The sequence below is a fragment of the Draconibacterium mangrovi genome (assembly GCF_010586825.1).
Lineage (GTDB): Bacteria > Bacteroidota > Bacteroidia > Bacteroidales > Prolixibacteraceae > Draconibacterium > Draconibacterium mangrovi.
On the sequence record NZ_JAAAGB010000002.1, the window covers coordinates 428,639 to 451,505 of the forward strand.

Consider the following 22,867-nt stretch of genomic DNA (forward strand, 5'->3'; position numbering starts at 1 on the left):
TTCTAGCGTTTAATTTGTTTTTCAAAACGGCTCATTGTGGTCTCAGCCTTCTTATACAAATCATGGCGTGCTTCCGATCCTCCAACCGGAGCATAACGTGCAAACTCGCACTGGTCAACAACTTCTTCAAAGTCTTTAATTACTTCATCGGCAACATTGCGGTCCTGCAGCTTTGCCACTGCTGTTTCACGGTTAAGGTCGGCAACCGGGATTCCCAGTTTGTCGCTTAAATAGCCCCAGAACGCTTTTAAAATGGCATCGTGGAACGCTTCGTTGTTGTTGTGTTTCATATAACCGGCAGCCGCTTTCAAACGTTTTACAGCCACACGGTTGGCTTTTTTATTACGTACCAGTGCAATGTTGGCGTTTTCGCGGGCCTTTTTACGGTACACGAAATACAGCACCACAAACAGCACGGCAGTAATCAGGTAAATCAAATAAAAGATAGTGCTTCCGTAAAAAGTATGTCCTTTTACCTGCAACATCGGTTTGCCCGATTTGATGAAGCGAATATCCTGTCCGATCAACTGCAGGTCTTCTTTACGTCGTGAGCTGATAACCGTAGTCGATTGCTCTTCAGTTCCTTTTTCAACGTGCAGTGTGTAAGCCTCGGTTGATTTGGTTACATATTTTCCTGTGGCCGGGTTGAAGTACGCAAACTTGATCGGCGGAATTTCATAGTCGCCCTCAAAACGTGGCTGGAACAGGTACTCAATGGTTTTATTTCCCGAAACGCCGTTGTCGTTGGCCTGTACATTGTCGGTTGCTCGCGGATCATAAACTTCAAAATCGCTTGGCAGCTCCAGTTCAGGAGAACGTACCAGACGGATATTTCCGTTACCCGATATTTTCATCGTAAGCGTAACTGCATCGTTGGTAGTTACATCGGTACTGCTGATTTCCGACGAAACATTAAAGTTACCCACACCGCCCATAAAATTGGCCGGCTCGGTTGGCAGGTCTTTTACATTTACCGAAACGGCATCGCTGGTAACGCGTGCTTTCACGGTTCGGTAATTGTCGAAAAAGTCATCGAAGAAACTACGTGCTTTTACCCGCTGGCGGATCAACAAAGCCATGCTGAATGGCTCGATTGTCAATCGTCCGTTTTGCTGCGGGAAAAGGATCGTTTTTTTCAGCGTTCCAACCTGGTAAATTTTATCGTTATACACCTCTCGGGTGAAATTTATCTGCTGCGGAATATCGATGTCCTGGGTGTAAAAACCTTCGTAAGTCGGCAGGTTTACTTCATCAAAACCATGCACCGGAACATTCGGATTGACATACAATTTTACGGTGGCAATTATTTGCTCGCCACGATAAACATTTCGTTTGCTTAAATCAACACGAACAAAAAGGTTGTCTTTGTCGAGATCAATATTCTGAGTAGCTCCTTCGGGTGTTTGCCCCGGAGTTGCCTGTTGCTGGCTTGGCTGTGACTGTGCTTTTACCACCTGGATAGACAGCTTATTGGATTCAAAAACCTTTCCGTTTACCTCTATCGATCCCGGGCGGATTTCGAAAGTTCCCTCCGCTTTGGCCCTCAAAATATAGGTGTAGGAAAACGTGACCTCCGAAGTCGTTTTTCCGTTAATGGTTTGAATGCTTGTTGACTGACTGGTGCTTGGCCCCATTAAAATCTGGAAATTGTCGCTTAGTCCCGGAGGAAGCTGCAAATTTGTTCCCCTGTCGTTAACCTGGAAACTCAGCCTGAATTGTTGTCCCATTTCAACGGCGCTTGGTGCCGACATGGTAAAACGGGTTTGTTCGGCCCGGGCTGCAATTGCCGCGCAGAAAAGAAAAATATATATTACCAGTTTCTTCATCATTGTATCAAAGCCTACAAAATTATTGTTTTTGTTCAATTGCTTTAGTCTGAAATCAATTAATCACTAATCCTTAAGAATTAATCCTTTATCCTACATCGTTTTCTTACCATTCTTTCTCCGATCGCGTACGTTTGGCTTTGGCAGCTTTCGCTTTTTTCACCTTATCCTGAATGTCGCGTTCGTCGTTTTGCAAGGCCTGCAACAATTGCTCAGCATCCTGTTTCGAAATTTTATTTTGCTGAGGTTGTTGCTGTTGCTGCTGGTCTTTATTTTGGTCTTTGTTCTGATCCTGATTTTGCTGATTCTGATCTTTATTCTGGTCCTGCTGATCCTTGTTCTGATCTTTGTTTTGATCCTGCTTGTCCTTATTCTGATCGTTTTTATCCTGGTTTTGATCTTTGTTCTGGTCCTTATTTTGGTCTTTATCCTGATCCTTGTTCTGATCTTTATTTTGTTGATCCTGCTGCTCTTTTTTCTTTTTCAGCATTTGCGCATAGGCCAGGTTGTATTTTGTTTCCAGATCATCCGGATTTTCACGCAGCGCCTTTTTATACGATTCAATGCTTTCATCCAGTTTCTCCTGCATCAGCTGCGTATTTCCGAGGTTGTGGTTAACACGGGCGCGCTCACCCGGCTCTTCCATTTTTTCGGCCAGCTCAGAGAATTTACCCTCGGCATCTTCGAATTTTTGTTGTTTGTACAAGGCATCTGCCAGGTTGTAATTCCACTTCAAATCTTCTGGGCGTTTTTCCAGCGCCTTGCGGTATTCGGTTTCGGCATTACTGTATTTTATGGTGTCAACTTTCATGGTGTCGCGCACGGCCTCCATAAACAACTTGTTCCCGTTGCGTACAAATTTCCGTTCGTTTTGCCCGAAAGCAATCCCCGAAATCGTTAGCAGAAATAGTATGAAATATATTCGTCTCATCATTCTAGTCATTAGTCAATTGTCATTCGTCACTTGAAGTCTTCCAACTACATGCTTCATGCTTCAATCTTTATCCAAACAATTTTATGCGTTTCAAATACTTGTTTTTGCGTTCAAGAATTACAAATTCAAGCAACAGCAAAAACAATCCCACTGCAAAGAAATACTGGAACTGGTCATCGTACTCCGAAAAAGTGCGTGATTCCATTTCCTGTTTTTCCATTTTGTTTATTTCGTCGAACAAAGCATTTAATCCTACCTGTGCATTATTGGCGCGTACATAAATTCCTCCGCCAGCAGCAGCAATTTGCTCCAGCATTTGTTCATTCAATTTTGTTACCACTACATTTCCGTCACGGTCTTTCAAATAATCGGTTTGGCCGTTACGCAACACCGGAATTGGCGATCCTGACGGCAGTCCCATTCCAATGGTGTGCACAATTGCACCTTCATCCAACGCGGCTTTGGCTGATGCCAGTGCATCGTCTTCATGGTTTTCTCCATCGGTTATAATTATGATCGCTTTGTTGGCTTCGCCGTTTGGCGTAAACGATTTTCGTGCCAAATCGATGGCGGCTCCAATGGCCGTTCCCTGTTTCGGAACGATTTGTGTATTCACCGAATTCAAAAACAGTTTTGCTGAATTGTAATCGGTGGTAATTGGCAGCTGTGTGTAAGCATCGCCGGCAAAAACGATCAGTCCGATTTTGTCGTCTTTTAAACGGTCTACCAGCCTTGAAATTGCTCTTTTTGCACGTTCCAAACGGTTGGGCTGAATGTCTTCGGCCATCATACTGTTCGACACGTCAAGCGCGATCATCAACTCAACACCTTCGCGTTTTTCGGTTTTTAATTTCGACCCGAACTGCGGGCGGGCGATTCCAACAATAAAAAATGCCAGTGCCAGCATCAGTATGATAAACTTAACAACAGGGCGGTTGCCTGAGCTGTAAGGCATCAGTTGGGCCAGAATTTCCTGCTGTCCAAACTTTCTTAATGCGCGGCGGCGTGAAATTCGCGACCACACAAAAAACACTGCCAACATTGGAATTATTAGCAATCCCCATAAATATTCGATATTTCCAAACCTAAACATTTCCATCCTTCTATCTTTTATGGGATACTTCTAAATATGGTTAAACGCATAAACAAACTTGCAATCAAAAACAGTGCCCCAAGCAAAGCAAATGGCATAAATTCTTCCGACTTGCGGCTGAATTCGCGCACTTCAATTTTCGATTTTTCCAATGCGTCAATTTCTTTATAAATCTCTTCCAGCTTGGTATTACTGGTTGCTCTGAAATATTGTCCATCAGTAAGCGAAGATATTTCCTGCAGTGTTTCTTCGTCGATTTTTACCGGCATGTCTTGCAACTGAACACCAAACTGTGTCCGCACAGGGTAGGGTGCTGTTCCGATACTTCCCACACCAACCGTGTAAACCCGAATACCAAAGGTTTTGGCAATTTCAGCAGCAGTTACCGGAGCCACTTCTCCACGGTTGTTTTCCCCGTCGGTAAGCAAAATTACCACGCGGCTGATGGCTTCGCTGTCTTTCAATCGAGCAACAGATGTTGCCAGTCCGTTTCCGATGGCGGTTCCATCTTCTATCATGCCACTTTCAATATCTTTAAACAGGTTGAGTAACACGGCACGGTCGGTTGTTAACGGACATTGCGTAAATGCTTCGCCGGCAAAAACTACCAGGCCCATCCGATCGTATTCACGTCCCGAAATAAATTCCATGGCCACATTTTTTGCAGCTTCCAAACGGTCGGGCTGAAAATCCTGTGCCAGCATCGAGCTTGAAATATCGAGCGCAATTACAATATCAATACCTTCTGTTTCACTTTTTTCCCAGTTTCTGGATGATTGCGGACGAGCCAGCACCACCACAAAAAAACTGATGGCGATAAGCAGGCATACAAACACCAGGTGGCGTAAATAATGCCTGATGGTTTTTGGGGCTTTTATTACCGAAGCGGTGGATGAAACCTGGATGCTTGCGGTATTTTTTTTCTGCCTGAACACATACCACGCCACCGTGGGAATCATTACCCATAGAATGTGGAACAGCTCAGGGTTTTTAAATGTCAATCCTTCAGCCATCTCTTTTTATTTTATCTCAACTTCTTCAACATTTTCATCATCATCGGCTTTCTCTTCCGCCTTTTTCTGCTCCTCTTTCTTCGTGTCATTCACAAAGAAATAGGCATTTACCAGCGACAGGTTATCGTCGTCGGGCAGCGGCTGATACTTGGCAAATTTTACCAGGTCGGCCGTTTGCAGCAGTTGCGTAAGATTCGCAAAGTTTTTATCGCTAACCAGTCCTTTTTGTAGGCGGAAACTTTCAACAGTTTCGTCGCTGGTTTGCTCCATGGCCCGGATTCCAAAACGATCTTCAATGTACTCGCGCAGTGTGTCGGTAAGCTCGCTGTAGTATTGTTTTGTTTTGCCTTTTTGCCACACTTTTTCCGTTTTGATACGGTCAAGTTCTCTTAACGCAATAATATGCGCCGGTTCTTTTGGTTTTGCCGGACGCGCAAATATCGGTTTGTTGTTTTTCTTCCGCTTAATTGAATATAACAGGAAGAAGATAATCGCTCCGATAAGAATTACTCCCAAAATGTAAGGCGTAACTTCTTTTAAAGTAAGCGGTGCATCGTATGGCATTTTTATGTCTGTCGGTCCTTTCGTGGTGTCAATCTCCATGGTGTAAACATTCAGCGTAACACCGTTGCTGGGAATGGAGTCGATTGTTCCGTCCACATCGATTTTAAACCAGTAGGGCGGAATTCGGTAACTTCCGCTGTCGAAACTGGTAATGGTGTAGGCCTGAATTTGTTTCATCAGCTTCTCATCGTCTAATTCAAAAGTGTCGACACCCGAACGGCTGATCACTTCAATCAGGCTGTTGATCGTATCCGGAACCGTCGGAAACTGTACGTTTACATCTTTCGGATGATCTATCTCTAGGAATAGTTTTACCTGGTCGCCAATCAAAATATTTGCAGAATCGAGGCTGGCAGTAGCTTTAATGCGCTGTGCCTGCGTAGTTCCTGCAATCAAAATTGCTGTAAACAGAAATAATATTTTTAGTTTCAATTGCATGCTTCTCTATTTTAATGCCCGTTTTTTAAACAAGGTCATTAATGATTTTACATAGTCTTCACTGGTGTTTATCGATACATAATCAACACCACTTTTTTTGAACATCACATCCAGCCTTCCCATGTGTTTTATCCACCAGTCGGCATAAAGTTTACGCGTTTTACGCGAGCTGCTGTCAACCCAAACATAGTTGCCTTTCTCAGCGTCTTTCAGTTTTATCATTCCAATAGAGGGCAGTTCTGTTTCGCGCTTGTCGTATATGTTCAGCGCCACCATGTCGTGCTTGTTGTTGGCGATAGAAAGAGCCATTTCCAGGTCTTTGTTATCGTCCATAAAGTCGGAAATAATAAAAGCAGTGCAGCGCTTTTTTATGGCGTTGGTCATGTAGCGAACAGCTTCGGTAATGTCGGTTCCGTTACTTTCCGGGTGAAAATCGATCAGTTCGCGAATAATGCGCAGAATGTGGCTTTTCCCTTTTTTCGGCGGAATAAATTTCTCGATCTTGTCCGAAAAGAAGAGCACCCCGATTTTGTCGTTGTTTTGAATGGCCGAAAACGAAAGCACAGCAGACAGTTCTGTGATTACATTTTTCTTTAGCTTTTCAAACGAACCAAATTCGCGCGAACCACTCACATCAATCATTAGCATCACGGTGAGTTCGCGTTCCTCTTCAAATACTTTTATGTAGGGATGACCGTAGCGGGCGGTAACGTTCCAGTCGATGTTGCGAATGTCGTCGCCAAACTGGTATTCGCGGACCTCAGAGAAGGCCATACCGCGCCCTTTAAAAGCACTGTGGTACTCGCCGGCAAAAATATTGCGCGACAAACCACGTGTTTTAATTTCAATCTTCCGTACTTTTTTTAATAAATCAGTTGTCTCCATAATTAGAGTTCAAAGTTTAACGTTCAGCGCTCAAAGTTGTGTTTGAACAGCTGTAAACTGCCACTGTTAACTGCGACTCGACTATGGTACTTCTACCTGGTTTAATATGTCGGTAATAATTTCTTCCTGTGTAATGTTGTTCGCCTCGGCTTCGTAGCTCAGGCCAATACGGTGACGCAAAACATCCGGACAAATGGCGCGCACATCTTCAGGAATTACATAACCGCGGCGCTTAATAAAGGCAAAAGCTTTTGCAGCTTGTGCCAGGCTAATTCCTGCCCTTGGCGATGCTCCGTAAGCGATCATATCGTTGTATTTTTCCAGTTTATATTCGTTGGGCTCGCGTGTTGCAAATACAATGTCAACAATGTATTTCTGAATTTTTTCGTCCATGTAAACATCTTTCACGACGTTGCGGGCTTTGATAATGTCTTCCGGTTTCAGAATTGTTGATGTTTCAGGAAATTGTGCCAAAAGGTTTTGATTGATGATCTGGCGCTCCTCCTCTTTTTTCGGGTAGTTGATCACCACTTTTAGCATAAAACGGTCGACCTGCGCTTCAGGCAGCGGGTACGTACCTTCCTGCTCAATCGGGTTCTGTGTCGCCATTACCAGGAATGGTTCCTCTAGTTTAAAGGTTTCGTCGCCAATAGTAATCTGGCGTTCCTGCATAGCTTCGAGCAGTGCCGATTGTACTTTTGCCGGCGCACGGTTGATCTCGTCAGCCAACACAAAGTTCGCAAAGATCGGTCCTTTTTTAATGCTGAACTCTTCTCTCTTTTGGCTGTAGATCATTGTTCCCAAAACGTCGGCAGGCAGCAGGTCGGGTGTAAACTGAATACGCGAAAATTTAGCGCTGATGGTTTGCGACAAGGATTTAATTGCAAGTGTTTTTGCCAATCCCGGTACACCTTCCAAAAGAATGTGGCCATTGGAAAGTAAGCCAATAAGTAAACTTTCAACCAGGTGTTTTTGTCCTACAATCACCTTGTTCATCTCCATGGAAATCATATCCACAAACGAACTCTCTCTCTGTATTCTCTCGTTCAATTCTTTGATATCAACTGCTTGATTCATATCTTTTATAAATTTATTTGCTATATTTTTTTCGAAGGCACGAATTTAAAGCATTATGGTATTTATTTCCCTATTCTTTTGTTAAAAAAAATTAAGTAAACGCGAAAGAAATTATGATGTTAACAAAGAATAACAGCTTATTAGGAATTCATTAAGAAATTATGCCCGATTTAAGGTAATTTTGATGCCATGGATTTGTTACGCATAGGATTGCAATCTTCGCATTTATTTTTTGCGACGATGGATAACAAAGGCGATCGTCTTTTTTGAAATCAGTGTTAAAAATAATTAAACAAGTTGTCGGATAATCTGTTGTGGTGTACATATTACAAATTGTGTTCATATATTAACCGTGTGATATTATAAGCGGTGAATTTGTCCTAATGTTAATTCATGAATTGAAAGAATTGTGTTGAAATCAATCGTTTTTATAATCGTTATTCTCCTGTTCGCCAACACCTGTTTTTCGCAGAGCAGTTTAAATGGAAATGAATCTTATTTCGAAAAGAGTCACATACTTGTTCAGCATATAAATGATATTGATTTGCTTTTCTCCGGCAAGTCAAACGATGTGGCATTTACTTCATCATTTTTAGTAAAAGCCTTTTTTAATCAAAAAACAGAGAAACAGCGCTTACTTTCTTTTGGAATCAGAACTGATCTTTATACAAAACGACAATATAGTCAGCGTTTTGATGAAAATGGCCGGTACTACCGAGGCGAATCGTTTACTGAGATTAGTACTGCCGAATTTTCCTGGGTAAAGTTTCTTACCAATAACCTGGCTATTCAATTGTCGGGAGGTCCCGGTATTTTAAATAAGAAAAAACCGATTCCCGGATTGGCTTTGTGGATCCAAGGCGGAAAAGATGGTGCCGGTGGAATTCATAAAATCATTGATAGTTTTGGAAAACAACATGGCCAAATTATTGAAGGACGTGATGTGTTGACTCATTTCCTGTATTTTAACCCTGCAGTGATTTATTATTTGAATCTTTTTCCAAAATCGGGTTATACCCCGCATACTTTAGTTAGCGAATTAGGCGTAAATTTATGTGACGAGTTTGCGGGTAACTGGATATTCTTTGAAAATGATCTGAACTTACATCTTTTTAGGTTTCCGCTTTCAAAAAGATTGTTTTCAGTTGATTTGACAGGAGCAGGAGATTTTCGTTTGCATCGGGCAGGATTAAAAACTGACATCCGCCTGGGAACAGAAATTTCGTGGGGTAGGATTACTTTTGGATATGAACTCACCAACCAGTATGGAAAGGAGAATATTGATTGGGTTGATTATTACGATAACGATGATATTTACCGGATTTACTTCAAGATTCGGTTAAAAAAGCAAAAGGGAGAATATTTGAGTGCAGGGACGAATAAAGCATAGAGCTTAAAAACTGACTTAAATCCACAAACTAGTGACAAATTGAATGTTTTACCTTCTCAAGGATGCAATTTATTGTTAATTAACTGTTGCTTGCTGACAAAAATAAACTGCTTTATCACTTTGATCTGTCTTATTTTATAGCTTTATACCCGACGCAAACCAACTTTATACTACTATGGATGTAGAGAAATTTAAATATGAATACAAAGATTGTATCGTATTTAAGTCCTATTTCGGATTAATAACCGTTGAAGATGTGAAAAACTCCTGGCTGGAAGCTATCTCAAATAACTTGTTTCCGGAAGAAACCATCGGATTTATTCTTGATTACCGAGAGGCTCATTTCGATATTGAACCGGGCAGGCACAATGAAATTCCTGCATTTTACTGGCAACACCCCGGTGTTTTTGAAAATAAAAGAATCGCAATAATTACAGAAAATCCCGAAGATATCGTGTATCCCATGTTAATTCGTCTTCAGGACCGGGGGTATGAATCCCGGCCATTTAGTACAATGGATGCCGCAATTCGTTGGATTTTGAAAAAGGAATAGGACATGTGAAGTTGGGTTTCCGGAACCAGCAATAAAAAAAACGTCGCCCAGAACTGTGAGCGACGTGTTGATCAATCATTAAGCAATCTTAATTTGCCTCTCAGGCTGTGGTTTTACTTCATCGCGTTTTGGCAGTACAATATGCAATATTCCGTTATCGTACTTGGCTGAAATCTTTTCGCCAACTACTGCATTATCGGCGACAGTGAACGAACGCTGAAACGATTGGTAACTGAATTCTTTACGAGTATAGTTCTCATTCTTTTCTTCTTTTTCGTTTTTCTTTTCCGAAGAAATGGTGAGCACGTTATTTTTAAAGTTCACGTTAAAATCGTTTTTGCTCATTCCCGGAGCTGCAACTTCGATAACAAAATCATCGTCGGTTTCTTTTACGTTAACTGCCGGTAACGACGTGTTTGTGCTCGAAAAATTCGAGTGATTCCAATCCATCAATTCATTGTTGAAAAACCTGTCAAAGACTGATGGAAAATACGGTTCGTTTCTTCTTGCTAATTTCATGACTTTATCCTCCTTTAACTTTAATGGTTAAACAATTCATTGAACTTTTCGAAAAGAAAAAATCAAAAGGTATACCATGCCGGAATTTCTGAAAATATTTCAGGACTAGCTGTCTGGTTGTCAGTTGGTTTGGACTGTGTTCCGAATGGTATTGAAAGCCAGTATTTTGGAAAATGTCAAAATTTCAGTTTATCTGCTTTATTGTTAAACAACATCTTTATCGCTCTTGCTTTTAATGAATTATTGCTTTAATTTTATTAAATAAACCTGACCGCCCCATTTTAAGGGCCGCCAAATTAAAACAAACAATGAAAAGTTTTAACTCCATAAATTGAAAAGTATAAGTAGTTACAACCCATACTTTTTGGAGGATTAAAACCTACATTTAAAACAGCTCAAATTGCATTAGAAACTCAAGGGATAGGATTGGAAAAGTTAATGAATACTTTCAAAAACTTTTAGGCTTCGTTCTGAAGTCGCGTGTTTGGGGTTAACTGGGGCCGCCTCTTTGAATAAGAGAGGCGGCTATTTTTTTGCTGATAGTATGATTGAACTGTGCTTTCAACTTTTTCTGTAATTTTACGCCCTGATAAACGAGAACAATGCCACAACGCTATTTTTTACAACTAAGTTATAAAGGAACTAATTATCATGGTTGGCAAATCCAGCCCAATGCCGTTTCTGTTCAGGAGGTGATGGAGGATGCACTATCAAAAATCCTGCGTGAAAAAATAGATGTAGTTGGAGCCGGACGTACGGATACCGGCGTACATGCTTCGTTTTTTATCCTGCATTTTGATTCGGAAAATGGTATTCCCAAAAATCTGGATATCGTTTATAAACTCAACAGCTTTTTACCATCGGATATTGCCGTGCAAAAAGTCTGGCCGGTTGATTCGGAGGCACACGCCCGGTTTAGTGCTGCATCGCGAACGTATCATTATTTTATTTCTACAGAAAAAGATCCGTTTGTAACCGAAATAAGCCATAAATACCTGAAACCACTTGATGTGGACAAAATGAACCAGGCAGCCCAAAAATTATTTAACTACACCGATTTTACCAGCTTCAGTCGACTGCACACTGATGTTAAGACCAACAACTGCAAAATAATGCAGGCCGGGTGGACGCAACGCGGCGAGCGATTACAATTTACAATAAAAGCCGATCGGTTTTTACGCAATATGGTACGCGCCATTGTAGGAACTCTGCTGGAAGTAGGACAAGGCAAACTGAGTATCGATCAGTTTTGTGCGATTATTGAAAAACAGGATCGTGGTTCTGCCGGTGCATCCGCTCCGGCACAGGGATTGTTTTTGGTGGATATTGAGTATCCTGAAAATATTACACAGGGCCGCTATTAAACTTTTTACGGTATTGTAATGGTGACACGCCGTTAATTCGCTTAAACTGCCGGTTAAAATACGAAATGCTGTTGTAGCCACATTCAATGGCAATATTCCCAAAACTTTCGTTACTTCCGGCTATTAATTTCCCTGCATATTCTATCCGCATATCATTCAGAAATTCAGAATAAGCTTTGCCTGTACGTTGTTTAAAATAACGGCAAAACGAGTTGGGGGTCATATTTGCCACATCGGCAAGTTGCCCCAGATTCACTTCGTTGCGGAAGTTTTTTGATAGAAAGTTAAAGATCACATTAATGCGTTCGTTGTCTGATTCGCGGGTTGGCGAGCGGTAACTTACCGAAGAAAGTGTGCGCAAATCTTCGGAGTGCGCAAAAGTATTCAGAATGCTCATCAGCAGTTGAAAGCGTTTAAAACCATCGGCATCGGGGCACTGATTTATCCATTCAATCAATTCGTTTTTATCCGGCCCATCAATTTTAATTCCCATCGATGCTTTATCCAGCAGGTGTTTTATGTGTGCCATTTCCGGGATTTCAAAAAACCGGTTACCAAAAGTCTCATCTTTAAAAAACAAGGAAATACTTAACACTTCCAGGTCGCTTTCGGGGTGGTAATACGATTCATCGCATTTGGTTACATGAGGTACATTTTTACCAATAAAAAACACGTCGCCCGGCTGAAATCGTTCCACATGATTTCCAATAAAACTGGTGCCTTCACCTTTTACAATGTAAGTTATCTGGTGCTCAGGATGATAATGGATCGTATCATAAAACCGCGCCCCATCATCAATTTGGAGCCGGAAAGAGTTTCCTCCTGTCTTTGGAATTACAAAACGTACTGCCTTCATTTTTTATCGATCTGTGAAATGTCCTTCTCTGAAAAATTGTTCTCAATTACCATAATAATTTACCATAAAACTCCAAAAGGTTAAAATAGTTCAAAAAATGGATAAAATAAGAAAATAAAAAGGTGTTTAACTCCTTTAAATTTGCCTTTGTAAATAGTCATCAAATAAATAAGAAGATATGAGACCAACATGGACAGGGGTTTATCCCGCAGTAACAACAAAATTTAAGGAAAACGGAGAACTGGATATTCCGGCATTTATCAAGAACATTGAATTCCAGATCGAATCAGGAGTGTCGGGAATTATTATCGGTGGTTCATTGGGCGAATCGAGCACTTTAAGCAACGATGAAAAAGTTGAGCTAGTAAAATCACTTCAGCCTTATCGCGAACAGGTACCGGTAATTATGAACATTGCCGAGTCGAGCACAGTAAATGCTGTTGAGGCAGCTAAACAGGCTGAATCAAATGGTGCCGATGGCTTGATGTTGCTTCCACCGCTTTTATATAAAGCCGATGCCGATGAAACTGTAGAGTATTTCAAAACTGTTGCTGAAGCTACTACATTACCAATTTTGTTGTACAACAACCCGGTTGATTACAAAATTGAGATTACAGTGCCGATGTTCGAGAAACTAAAAGATACACCGAATATAGAGGCAGTAAAAGAATCTACCCGCGACCTTACAAACATTACAAGATTAAAGAATGCTTTAGGCGACCGTTTTAAAATTCTTGGTGGTGTTGATACTCTTTGTTTAGAGTCGTTGCTGTTGGGTGGCGACGGTTTGGTGGCCGGTTTAGTTTGTGCTTTCCCTAAAGAAACAGTGGTATTGTACGAGTTGGCCAAAGCCGGAAAAATTGATGAAGCATTGGAATTGTACCGTTGGTTTATGCCGCTTTTCGAAATGGATATCCACGCGAAACTGGTACAGTACATCAAACTTTGCGAAGTGTACACCGGTATTGGAACTGAATATGTACGCGCTCCCCGAAAAATGATAAAAGGAACAGAACGCGAATCGATCATTGCTACCATTGAACACGCCTTGGCAAACCGTCCAAAATTTTAAAGTATGGCAGAATTGAAAGACCAGATTAATGAGATAATGTTGAAGGCTTCAGAAGCGTTCAACGTATATAAGAAAGTTTCTGCTGAAAAGCGCGCTGCTTTTTTGCGGAAGATCGGTGAGGAGATCATGAATATAGGCGACGAATTGGTGGAAACTGTTATGGCTGAATCCAATTTGCCGGAAGCTCGTGTGCGCGGAGAACGTGGTCGTACCGTTGGGCAGCTGAATAAATTTGCCGATCTGATCGATGAAGGTTCGTGGTGCGAAGCTACAATTGATGTTGGTGATCCTGAACGCGAGCCACTGCCAAAACCTGATATCAGAAAAAAACTGGTACCGCTTGGTCCGGTTGTGGTTTTTGGCGCAGGTAATTTCCCGTTGGCATTTTCTGTTGCCGGTGGTGATACTGCTTCAGCTTTGGCCGGAGGAAATCCGGTAGTTGTAAAAGGTCATCCGGCTCATCCAAAAACAGGAGCATTAGTGGCAGCTGCAATTAACAAAGCTGCAGAAAAATGCGAATTGCCTGCCGGTACTTTCGGCTTTATCGATGATGCAAGTTACGAATCGGGTCAGTGGCTGGTGAAACATCCGGTTACAAAAGCTGTCGGATTCACCGGCTCATATCAAGGAGGAATGGCCCTGGTTAAACTGACTGCTGATCGTGAAGAACCGATTCCTGTTTTTGCAGAAATGGGAAGTATAAATCCGGTGGTAGTGATGGAGGAAGCGCTGGTTAAGGACCATGCAAGAATCGCTTCAAAATTGGTTGCTTCGGTAAATCTTGGAGCAGGTCAGTTTTGTACCAATCCGGGATTGCTGATCACAACAAAAACAGAGGGATACGAAGCGTTTGTAGAAGAGCTGGCAAAAGAGGTTGCGGCAACAAAAGGTGCTCAAATGTTCAGCACGTCGGTACTTCGAAATTACGAACTGAACAAAGACAAAATGTTCTCGCACACGGAAGTAAAGTTGCTTGGAACAGGAATAGGCGAAGAAGAAACAGGAAATGTTCCTCCTGCTCTTGCTACAGTTGCTGGTGCTGATTTTATAAAGAATCCGCATTTGCACGAAGAGGTTTTTGGCCCTTTTAGTTTGCTTGTAGTTTGCGAAAGCAAGGCCGAACTTTTGGATGTGGTAAACGGCTTAAAAGGTCAGTTAACGGCTACTGTTCATGCAACAGAAAGTGAGTTGCCCAACAACCAGGAAATTTTAGATGCTTTGCTCGAAAAATGTGGCCGACTGTTGTTAAATGGTGTGCCAACGGGTGTTGAAGTATGTGCTGCAATGCAGCATGGCGGACCTTTCCCTGCAGCAAGTGATTCGCGTTTTACATCGGTTGGAGTGAGCGCTATAAAACGTTTTGTGCGTCCGGTGGCTTACCAGGATTTCCCTGACAGTTTATTACCGGCCGAGTTGCAAAACAGTAACCCAATGAATATTTGGAGAGTAGTGAACGACACGTGGACTAACGCCGCGGTTAAATAATATTGATATGGTTATTTAATAGCTGATAATGACAAGAAGATCATTTTTTTGTATCGATGGACATACCTGCGGCAATCCGGTGCGGGTAGTGGCCGGTGGAGTTCCCCGCTTAAGGGGGAAAAGTATTTTTGAGAAACGCGAGCATTTCCTTGAGGAATACGACTGGATTCGCACAGGTTTAATGTTCGAACCCCGTGGCCACGAGCAAATGTCGGGGAGTTTTATTTTTCCTCCGGAAAATCCGCACAACGATGCCGGAATTCTTTTCATCGAAACAAGTGGTTGTTTGCCCATGTGCGGGCACGGAACCATTGGCACAGTTACCATTGCCGTTGAAGAAGGTTTAATTGTGCCCCATACACCGGGAACCGTTCGTTTGGAGACGCCGGCAGGATTGGTTCTGGCACATTACAAACAGAATGAAAAAGGCAAAGTTACATCGGTGAAGATCATCAATGTTCCTTCGTTTTTATATGCACGAAACCTGACGGTTGAAAGTCCGCATTTGGGCGAATTGACTGTTGATGTGGCGTACGGTGGTAATTTTTATGCCATTGTTGATGAGCAGCCGAATTTTTCCGGATTACACAATTTTACTACAGACGAGTTGATCACTTTCAGTGGGGCGGTTAGGAAAGACCTGAATGAAAAATATAGTTTTGTACATCCGCAAAACGAAAAAATATGTGGATTGAGCCATGTACTTTGGACCGGAAATACCAAAAGCGAAGAAGCCGATGCGCGTAATGCTGTTTTTTACGGCGAAAAAGCGATTGATCGTTGCCCGTGTGGTACCGGAACTTCGGCCCGAATGGCCCAGTGGTTTTCCAACGGAAAACTTCAATTGGGTTCTACATTTTTGCACGAGAGTGTTATTGGCAGCCAGTTTATTGGTACCGTTGAGCAGCAACAAAAAGTGGGCGATTTCGATGCCATTGTTCCGGGAATTGAAGGCTGGGCAAAAGTTACCGGTTACAATCACATTATTATCGACGACGAGGACGATCCTTATGCCCACGGATTTAGGGTGGTAGGAAAACTTTAGCAGAAGATGAGCAAGAAAATTATTGTTATTGGTGCGGGAGTTATCGGATTGCATTGTGCTTATTATCTGAATCAGGCCGGCTTCGGGGTGGAAGTTATTGAAGCAGCCAGCGAAAGCAGTGAAGAAGGTTGTTCGTACGGAAACTGCGGATTGTTGGTGCCCAGTCATTTTGTGCCGCTGGCATCGCCCGAAATGTTACGCTCCGGCCTGAAAATGATGCTCGACAGAACAAGTCCCGTTTATCTTCCGCCGGGTAAAAATATTTCCTCACTCCCGTGGTTTTTGAAGTTTATAAAAGCTGCCAATAAAAAAGCTGTTGCCCGCGCTATACCTACATTGTACAAACTGAATGACGAAAGCAGAAAGTTGTATGAGGAGTTGAATACAGTGAATAACAATGAAAGCGGTTTCACGAACAAAGGGCTATTAATGGCAGCAACCACCGAAAAAGGATTGGAAGAGGAACTTGCTTTGGCTGGAATTGCCAAAGATCTGGGGATCAAAACGCAGCTCCTCGACCAACAGCAGTTGAAAACAATAGAGCCTGATGTTGATTTGCGGGTAGCCGGAGCAGTGTTATATAAAAGCGATGGGAATGTATCGCCGGAAGGATATTTGCGCTGGCTGAAAAGTTACTTAAAACAGAGCGGTGTGGCATTTCGGTACGATACTTTTGTAAGTGGTTTTCAGCTTGAAAAAGGTAAAATTATAGCTGTAGAGACCAGTTCTGGGAAGCTGAAAGCCGATGAATTTGTGCTGGCAGCAGGATCTTATTCCCCAAAAATTGCGGCATCTGCAGGCGTGAAAGTTCCTGTGATTGCAGGAAAAGGTTACAGTTTCGACTTGGCAAAGGACAAGCTGAAATTACAAACTCCACTTATCTTAACAGAAGCCAAAGTGGCGCTTACACCATTTAATAATACAGTGCGCTTGGGCAGCGGAATGGAATTTAACGGAACTATCGGAGATATTTCATATAACCGGGTTCAGGCAATTATCAACCGTACACAAAAAGCTTTGCCCAATATGGAAAAGCTGGATGCCAAGAAGCTGGATATATGGGAAGGGTTACGACCGGTTACACCAACCGGAATTCCTGTTATTGGTCGAACCAACAAGTACAACAATCTGCTTGTGGCAACCGGTCATGCCATGATGGGAGTTAGTCTTGGCCCGATAACAGGAAAAATTATCAGCCAGTTGGTGGCGGGTGAAAAACCCGGTTTCGACATGGAACTGATGAAATTATAATCCTCGCATTGAGAGTTGTTAATCCCCTGTACACCGCAATTCTTCTCCTATAAAAACACAAAAGAAATCAGAAAACTTTCCGACAGAAAAGATTCTGCTTATATTTGTCCGCGAGTTTGGTTCGATGGTTTATAGCACTATAAACACGATGAAAAGGGAATCCGGTGGAAATCCGGAACTGTACCCGCAGCTGTAAATCCTGAAACTGATCATTACTCACGCCACTGTCGGTTCAGCCAATGACGGGAAGGCAATGATCAATGGGGATAAGTCAGAAGACCTGCCAACAATTTAGATGAACGAACTTCGGGAACAAAGTTTCGGGAATCAATCTATTGATTTCTGCACCTGATTTCCTGTTAATTTTAAACGGATGAAGATTAAAATACTCGTAGTATTGCTGCTTGCCGGTTTTTCGGTGTTTGCACAGGATGTTAATCGCGTAATTTCGCTGGCACCGTCGATTACCGAAAATATTTATCTGGTTGGTGGAAAAGATAAATTGGTTGGTTGTACGAGTTATTGCATGCTGGCCTTAAATGATGGTGTTGAAGAAATTGGCTCAACAGTTGATGTAAATGTGGAGAAAATTTTTGCGTTGAAACCCGACCTGGTGCTGACCATGAAATTAACCAAACCACAAGATATTGCTACCCTCGTAAAACTTGGATTACGTGTTGAGGTGCTGGAAACGCCGGTTTCCTTTGATGAAATTTGTGAACAAACACAGCAAATAGCCGACTTGATTGGTTGCGAAGATCAATCGACAGAGGTGGTTACAAAAGCCCGAAAAACAGTTGCAGAAATTCAGGCAAAATCAAAGCAACTGCCTACATCAAAAATATTTTTTCAAATAGGTGCCAATCCGGTGTTTTCGGTGTTGGATAATACCTTTATGAATGATTTTATTCGCTTATGTAATGCAACGAATATTGCCTCCGGATTAACCCATGGAACCTTAACGCGTGAAAGTGTTTTGCTAAAAAATCCGGATGTGATAATTATTGCCGAAATGGGAGGTTTTGGTAAGGAGGAACAAAAAGTGTGGAGCAGTTATGAAGGAATGGAAGCCGTGAAAAACAACAAGGTTTTTCTGATCTCTTCCGAAACATCGTGTAGCCCAACGCCGGCAAATTTTGCAAGTGCACTGAAAGATGTTTACCGTTTTATAAGCGAGTAAATCCAATATTTAGAGACCAATGAACAGCAAATATTTAAAATGGATACTTTTTTTAGCCGCACTATTAGTGTTGTTGTTGGTGTCTGTTTTGTTTTCATTATCGGCCGGAGAAATAAAAGTGTCGCTCTCGCAACTGCCACAAATATTATCGGATAAAGCCAGCATCGAATATACTGTTTTATCAAAAATTCGTGTTCCCCGAATATTGATGGCCATCGGAGTTGGAGGTGCTTTAAGCCTTTCGGGAGTCGTGCTTCAGGGCATTTACCGCAATCCACTGGTTGAGCCCTATACGCTCGGAATTTCCGGCGGTGCTGCATTAGGGGTGGCCATCGCCATTGTTTTCGGATTGAATACATTGAGCTTCTTTTCGCTTCCGGCATTTGGTTTTCTGGGAGCGCTTGTCACGCTCATTGTCGTGTATCTGTTAAGTATAAAACGTGGAGGTTTAAGCATAAACAGTATGTTGCTGATTGGTGTGATGGTAAGTTTTGTATCCTCGTCGGCCATGATGTTTCTGATGTCGATTTCCACCACCGAAAACCTTCATAATATTGTTTTCTGGGTGATGGGCTCGTTGGATGAATCAAACAATTCGTTGATCGCCATTGCCTTCTATTCATCGCTGGCGGGGCTGGTTATTTCGTACTTTTTTGCACAAACGCTAAATGCGCTTCGTCTGGGAGAAGTAAAAGCACGACACCTGGGAATTAACACCGGAGTAGCCATTAAATTGCTCTTTTTTGTGGCTTCGCTACTTACCGGAATTGCCGTGTCGGTGGCCGGAGTTATCGGCTTTGTAGGTTTGGTTATTCCGCACTTAATCCGGTTGATTATTGGTAACGATTACCGTGTACTTTTGGCCGGATCGTTTTTGGGAGGTGCTATCTTCCTGATTCTATCCGATACCATTGCCCGAACTATTATTTCGCCAAACGAATTACCAATTGGTGTAATAACCGGTTTTGTTGGTGGTTTGGTTTTTATAATTGTACTGAGTCGCTCAAAATCACATTTTAAACTGAACTAGCATGGAACAGTTCTTTCAGATCACTAATTTTTCCTGCGGTTATCCCGGTAAGTTTTTACTGAAGGATGTGAGTTTTAATGTGGCAAAAGGCGATTTTGTGGGGATTATCGGCCCAAACGGTTCTGGAAAAACAACCTTGTTTCGTGGAATTTCAGGAGAGCTTCCTCCGTTAAAAGGAAGAATGGAGTTGAAGGGATTGGATACCCGAAAAATGAATCTGAAGCAGCGTGCTCAAAATATTGCCATTGTTACGCAGAATATTGAGATTGGCAGCATGACAGTGGAGGAATATGTTTTGATGGGGCGGATTCCATATCACAAACAATTCCAGTTTTTCGAGACGAAAGAGGATTTTGCCATTGCCGAGAAATACATGAAACTAACAGGCGTTGAAAAGCTAAAGGGCAAATACATGAATGCCTTGAGCGGTGGTGAGCAGCAACTGGCCGGAATCGCTCGTGCTTTAACACAGGAGCCCGATCTGCTTTTGCTCGACGAACCAACTTCGCATTTGGATATTACGCACCAGGTACAAACCCTGAATTTGATTCGTCGTTTAAGTCGCGAACTGGGATTAACCGTTCTGATGATTATTCACGACCTGAACCTGGCCGGAGAATATTGCGATTCGCTGATTATGATGCAGGAAGGCCATATTCGTAAAAAAGGCCTACCGTCAGAAGTGCTTAATTATGCAGATATTGAAGCGGTTTACGAAACCGTTGTAGTGGTGCGCACCAATCCTATTTCAAATAAACCTGTGGTATTTCTGGTATCGGAGGAAGTGATCGAAAAAAGTTAAATCGAAGACTGAGTGATGCCCTCACTTCCAGTGAGAGTATCACTATCTGTAGGTCAATTTCCCCATTGAAAGAATTCATTATTAGATTTTCAGCAGGTGTATGCCAATTCATTCTTAATTCACCATTAAGTTTTGTTGTAGTAGCTTAAGGCTTTTTATATTAGTGAATTAAGAATGTTGTTAATAATAGGAGTCAATTTCCTGTGTATCTTTTTCAATAAAATCATTGTTGTTAAAAAATGTGACTATCTTTGTCGGTGAATTTAGGTTCTTAAAATTTCTGTTTCAGAAATAAGATGAAAAGGGAATCCGGTGAAAAACCGGAGCTGTACCCGCAGCTGTAAGTCCTATCCGTCGTTTGACGGATCGTGTTATTGAATCATAAGCCACTTTCCGAGGGAATCGGGAGGGAAGGCATCAATAACCGGGATGAGCCAGAAGACCTGCCATAAATTCAATAGTAAATAATTAAGCTTCGGGATAAAAGCTTGAGAAATATATCCGTATTTTTCATTGATTTATCCAAAGCTCCTTAAATTTTGATAATGAGGAGGTTTGTAGTTTTTGGAATCGTATTGTGGGCGCTGGCTCAAAGTGCAGTGGCGCAGCAGCCTTTTACCGTGTTCGACACCGTTCAGGTTGAAGAAGTAGTGAGTTATGGAAAGCTTCAGAAATACCAGTCGGGAGCTAAAATCGAACGTATTAATGCGACTCAGTTTTTGTTGTCGCAGGATGGAAACCTGGAGCAATTACTTTCGCGCAGTTTACCCATCGCCTTTAAGACCAATGCAGGTGGTTTGGCCACTATTCGTATTCGCGGATCGGCGCCCGATCATACCAGTTTTAATTTTGGCGGAATAAATATTAATTCGCTTACGCTGGGCCACTCCAATGTTAATAATGTACCCATCTATCTTTTCGATGAAATTGGGGTGCAGTTTGGTAGTGCCAGTTCTGTAAACGGATCAGGGAGTATTGGCGGAGCCATTCATTTGGGCCTGCAAAACAACTGGACCAACGGTTTTAAGGCCGAAGCCCGCATTGCAAACGGTTCATTTGGTGAGCAGCTTTACGGAACAAAACTGTTTTGGGGAAACGGAAGGTTTGAAGCGGTTACACGTGCATATTATTATTCGAAAACAAATGATTTTAAATTCACGAATCCCAATTACCGTGATTTCGAAAACGACATTTTTGAAATAGAAGATACGCAGCACAATGCCAATATCGAGAATATGGGATTACTGCAGGAACTGAATTATAAGTTCGACAAGGACGAGTTCTTCATCTTTAATATTTGGCTGGAGAAAGACTGGCATCTGGTTCAGCAAAACATGCAAACCAACCTGAGTAATCCGGATTTGCGCGAAGAGTATAACAATGATCATGTGCGTATCTGGACAGGTTATAAAAACCGCAAAAATCCCTTCAAATTCGAAATTAACGGCGGGTATGTATATGATAATGCCGTTAGCAACGAAAATACTTCTGATACCATTTCAACCCAACGCATAATTGGCGAGGCTTTTGTCGAACACGATTTTTCGCCCAATGCCAGTTATAAAGCCGGAGCAAAAGTTACCCGTATTTATCCAACGGTTTATGCTTATTCCGAATCTTTGAAACACGAGGATCGGGTAGACTTGTATGCTTCGTACTATCATCGTTTTTTTAACCGTTTAACCGCAACTCTAAATTTACGCTATGGTTATGTTACCGATTTCGACGTGCCTTTTACGCCGTCGTTCGGATTGAATTACCTGGCGCTTTCAAAAGAAAAGTATGTGCTTCGGTTTACCGGAAATATTGCACGCAGTTATCGTGTTCCAACTTTTAACGACCGCTTCTGGGTGCCCGGCGGAAATCCCGATCTGAATCCTGAAGAAGGAATGAGTTACGAATTCGGCACAAAATGGAGCTACTGCGTTGGAGACATGTCAGGAAATGTAAAACTGAATGCTTTCCTGATGAATGTGGACGACTGGATTCTCTGGAAAAACGGAGGAGCATATTGGTATGCCGCGAATGTGCAAAATGTGCAAAGCAAAGGTTTGGAGTTTATGACGGATTGGAATTATACCATTTTGGGATTAAAAGCAAATTCGGGGCTGAATTATACCTATACTTCTGCAGAGCGTAAAAAGTCGCAAAATAACACGAACGCGCTTAACCGTCAGTTGGAATATGTTCCGCTTCACGCCGGTAATTTTTTCACAACGGTAGCTTATAACAAATTCGATTTCACAGTTGACGGAAGTTACACCGACGAGCAATTTACTGATGAGGAAGAAAAAAATGTTCTGGATGCTTTTTTTCTGATGAATGTGGCTGTTGGATACAATTGGAAAATCGACGGACAGAATCAAATTCGAATAAATGGAATGATAAACAACCTGCTGGATACCGATTACCAGGCAAGTTGGGGCTATGCCATGCCCGGCATCGCCTACCGATTGAGCATCACATATAAATTCAAATAAAAAACAAACT

20 protein-coding genes and 2 riboswitches are annotated in these 22,867 nt (G+C 42.1%); of the genes, 11 read left to right on the forward strand and 9 right to left on the reverse strand.

The window, feature by feature from the left end:
* Window positions 1–2: 2 nt before the first annotated feature.
* The 7 genes from G4420_RS08820 to G4420_RS08850 form a co-directional block, all read right to left on the reverse strand.
* Entirely contained in the window at window positions 3–1,826 is a 1,824-nt protein-coding gene (locus G4420_RS08820) for a BatD family protein (protein ID WP_163323278.1), read from the reverse strand.
* A gap of 106 nt (window positions 1,827–1,932) precedes the next feature.
* Complete coding sequence (locus G4420_RS08825) at window positions 1,933–2,757, reverse strand: tetratricopeptide repeat protein (RefSeq protein ID WP_204273635.1); 825 nt, start codon at window positions 2,755–2,757, stop codon at window positions 1,933–1,935.
* A gap of 70 nt (window positions 2,758–2,827) precedes the next feature.
* Window positions 2,828–3,859, reverse strand: a complete 1,032-nt coding sequence (locus G4420_RS08830; protein WP_246241581.1) for a vWA domain-containing protein — start codon at window positions 3,857–3,859, stop codon at window positions 2,828–2,830.
* 11 nt (window positions 3,860–3,870) lie between these two features.
* On the reverse strand, window positions 3,871–4,866 hold the full coding sequence (locus G4420_RS08835; RefSeq protein ID WP_163323281.1) for a vWA domain-containing protein: 996 nt from the start codon (window positions 4,864–4,866) through the stop codon (window positions 3,871–3,873).
* 6 nt (window positions 4,867–4,872) lie between these two features.
* Window positions 4,873–5,868, reverse strand: a complete 996-nt coding sequence (locus G4420_RS08840) for a hypothetical protein (protein WP_163323282.1) — start codon at window positions 5,866–5,868, stop codon at window positions 4,873–4,875.
* 6 nt (window positions 5,869–5,874) lie between these two features.
* A complete protein-coding gene (locus G4420_RS08845; protein WP_163323283.1) occupies window positions 5,875–6,753 on the reverse strand; it encodes a DUF58 domain-containing protein in 879 nt (292 codons plus the stop codon).
* Window positions 6,754–6,834: 81 nt separating this feature from the next.
* Window positions 6,835–7,830: an AAA family ATPase gene (locus G4420_RS08850; protein WP_163323284.1), complete on the reverse strand. Its 996-nt coding sequence runs from the start codon at window positions 7,828–7,830 to the stop codon at window positions 6,835–6,837.
* Between the two features lie 412 nt (window positions 7,831–8,242).
* Between G4420_RS08850 and G4420_RS08855 the strand changes: the two genes are divergently transcribed.
* Window positions 8,243–9,220, forward strand: a complete 978-nt coding sequence (locus G4420_RS08855; protein WP_163323285.1) for a DUF3016 domain-containing protein — start codon at window positions 8,243–8,245, stop codon at window positions 9,218–9,220.
* A gap of 175 nt (window positions 9,221–9,395) precedes the next feature.
* On the forward strand, window positions 9,396–9,773 hold the full coding sequence (locus G4420_RS08860; protein WP_163323286.1) for a hypothetical protein: 378 nt from the start codon (window positions 9,396–9,398) through the stop codon (window positions 9,771–9,773).
* 78 nt (window positions 9,774–9,851) lie between these two features.
* On the opposite strand, the gene G4420_RS08865 is transcribed toward G4420_RS08860, so the two are convergent.
* Complete coding sequence (locus G4420_RS08865) at window positions 9,852–10,292, reverse strand: Hsp20/alpha crystallin family protein (RefSeq protein WP_163323287.1); 441 nt, start codon at window positions 10,290–10,292, stop codon at window positions 9,852–9,854.
* 602 nt (window positions 10,293–10,894) lie between these two features.
* Here G4420_RS08865 and truA point away from each other — a divergent pair.
* Window positions 10,895–11,656, forward strand: coding sequence for a tRNA pseudouridine(38-40) synthase TruA (truA, locus tag G4420_RS08870; RefSeq protein ID WP_163323288.1), 762 nt, complete (start codon window positions 10,895–10,897; stop codon window positions 11,654–11,656).
* Here the strand turns inward: truA and G4420_RS08875 are convergent.
* The gene (locus G4420_RS08875; RefSeq protein ID WP_163323289.1) at window positions 11,637–12,512 is read right to left on the reverse strand and encodes an AraC family transcriptional regulator; all 876 of its coding nucleotides are present in this window, start codon (window positions 12,510–12,512) and stop codon (window positions 11,637–11,639) included. The genes truA and G4420_RS08875 overlap by 20 nt on opposite strands.
* A 178-nt stretch (window positions 12,513–12,690) precedes the next feature.
* On the opposite strand from G4420_RS08875, the gene G4420_RS08880 reads away from it, so the two are divergent.
* From G4420_RS08880 to G4420_RS08915, 8 genes are all read left to right on the forward strand, one after another.
* Entirely contained in the window at window positions 12,691–13,584 is an 894-nt protein-coding gene (locus G4420_RS08880; RefSeq protein WP_163323290.1) for a dihydrodipicolinate synthase family protein, read from the forward strand.
* Between the two features lie 3 nt (window positions 13,585–13,587).
* Entirely contained in the window at window positions 13,588–15,069 is a 1,482-nt protein-coding gene (locus G4420_RS08885) for an aldehyde dehydrogenase (NADP(+)) (RefSeq protein ID WP_163323291.1), read from the forward strand.
* 28 nt (window positions 15,070–15,097) lie between these two features.
* Entirely contained in the window at window positions 15,098–16,114 is a 1,017-nt protein-coding gene (locus G4420_RS08890) for a 4-hydroxyproline epimerase (RefSeq protein WP_163323292.1), read from the forward strand.
* Between the two features lie 6 nt (window positions 16,115–16,120).
* Window positions 16,121–17,365, forward strand: coding sequence for an NAD(P)/FAD-dependent oxidoreductase (locus G4420_RS08895; RefSeq protein ID WP_163323293.1), 1,245 nt, complete (start codon window positions 16,121–16,123; stop codon window positions 17,363–17,365).
* A gap of 108 nt (window positions 17,366–17,473) precedes the next feature.
* Window positions 17,474–17,667: riboswitch (cobalamin riboswitch) on the forward strand.
* Window positions 17,668–17,738: 71 nt separating this feature from the next.
* A complete protein-coding gene (locus G4420_RS08900) occupies window positions 17,739–18,545 on the forward strand; it encodes an ABC transporter substrate-binding protein (RefSeq protein ID WP_163323294.1) in 807 nt (268 codons plus the stop codon).
* Window positions 18,546–18,564: 19 nt separating this feature from the next.
* Entirely contained in the window at window positions 18,565–19,575 is a 1,011-nt protein-coding gene (locus G4420_RS08905; RefSeq protein WP_163323295.1) for a FecCD family ABC transporter permease, read from the forward strand.
* Between the two features lies 1 nt (window position 19,576).
* On the forward strand, window positions 19,577–20,377 hold the full coding sequence (locus G4420_RS08910) for an ABC transporter ATP-binding protein (protein WP_163323296.1): 801 nt from the start codon (window positions 19,577–19,579) through the stop codon (window positions 20,375–20,377).
* 248 nt (window positions 20,378–20,625) lie between these two features.
* A riboswitch (cobalamin riboswitch) is annotated at window positions 20,626–20,843 on the forward strand.
* A gap of 79 nt (window positions 20,844–20,922) precedes the next feature.
* Window positions 20,923–22,857, forward strand: coding sequence for a TonB-dependent receptor (locus G4420_RS08915; protein WP_163323297.1), 1,935 nt, complete (start codon window positions 20,923–20,925; stop codon window positions 22,855–22,857).
* The last annotated feature ends 10 nt before the right edge of the window (window positions 22,858–22,867 follow it).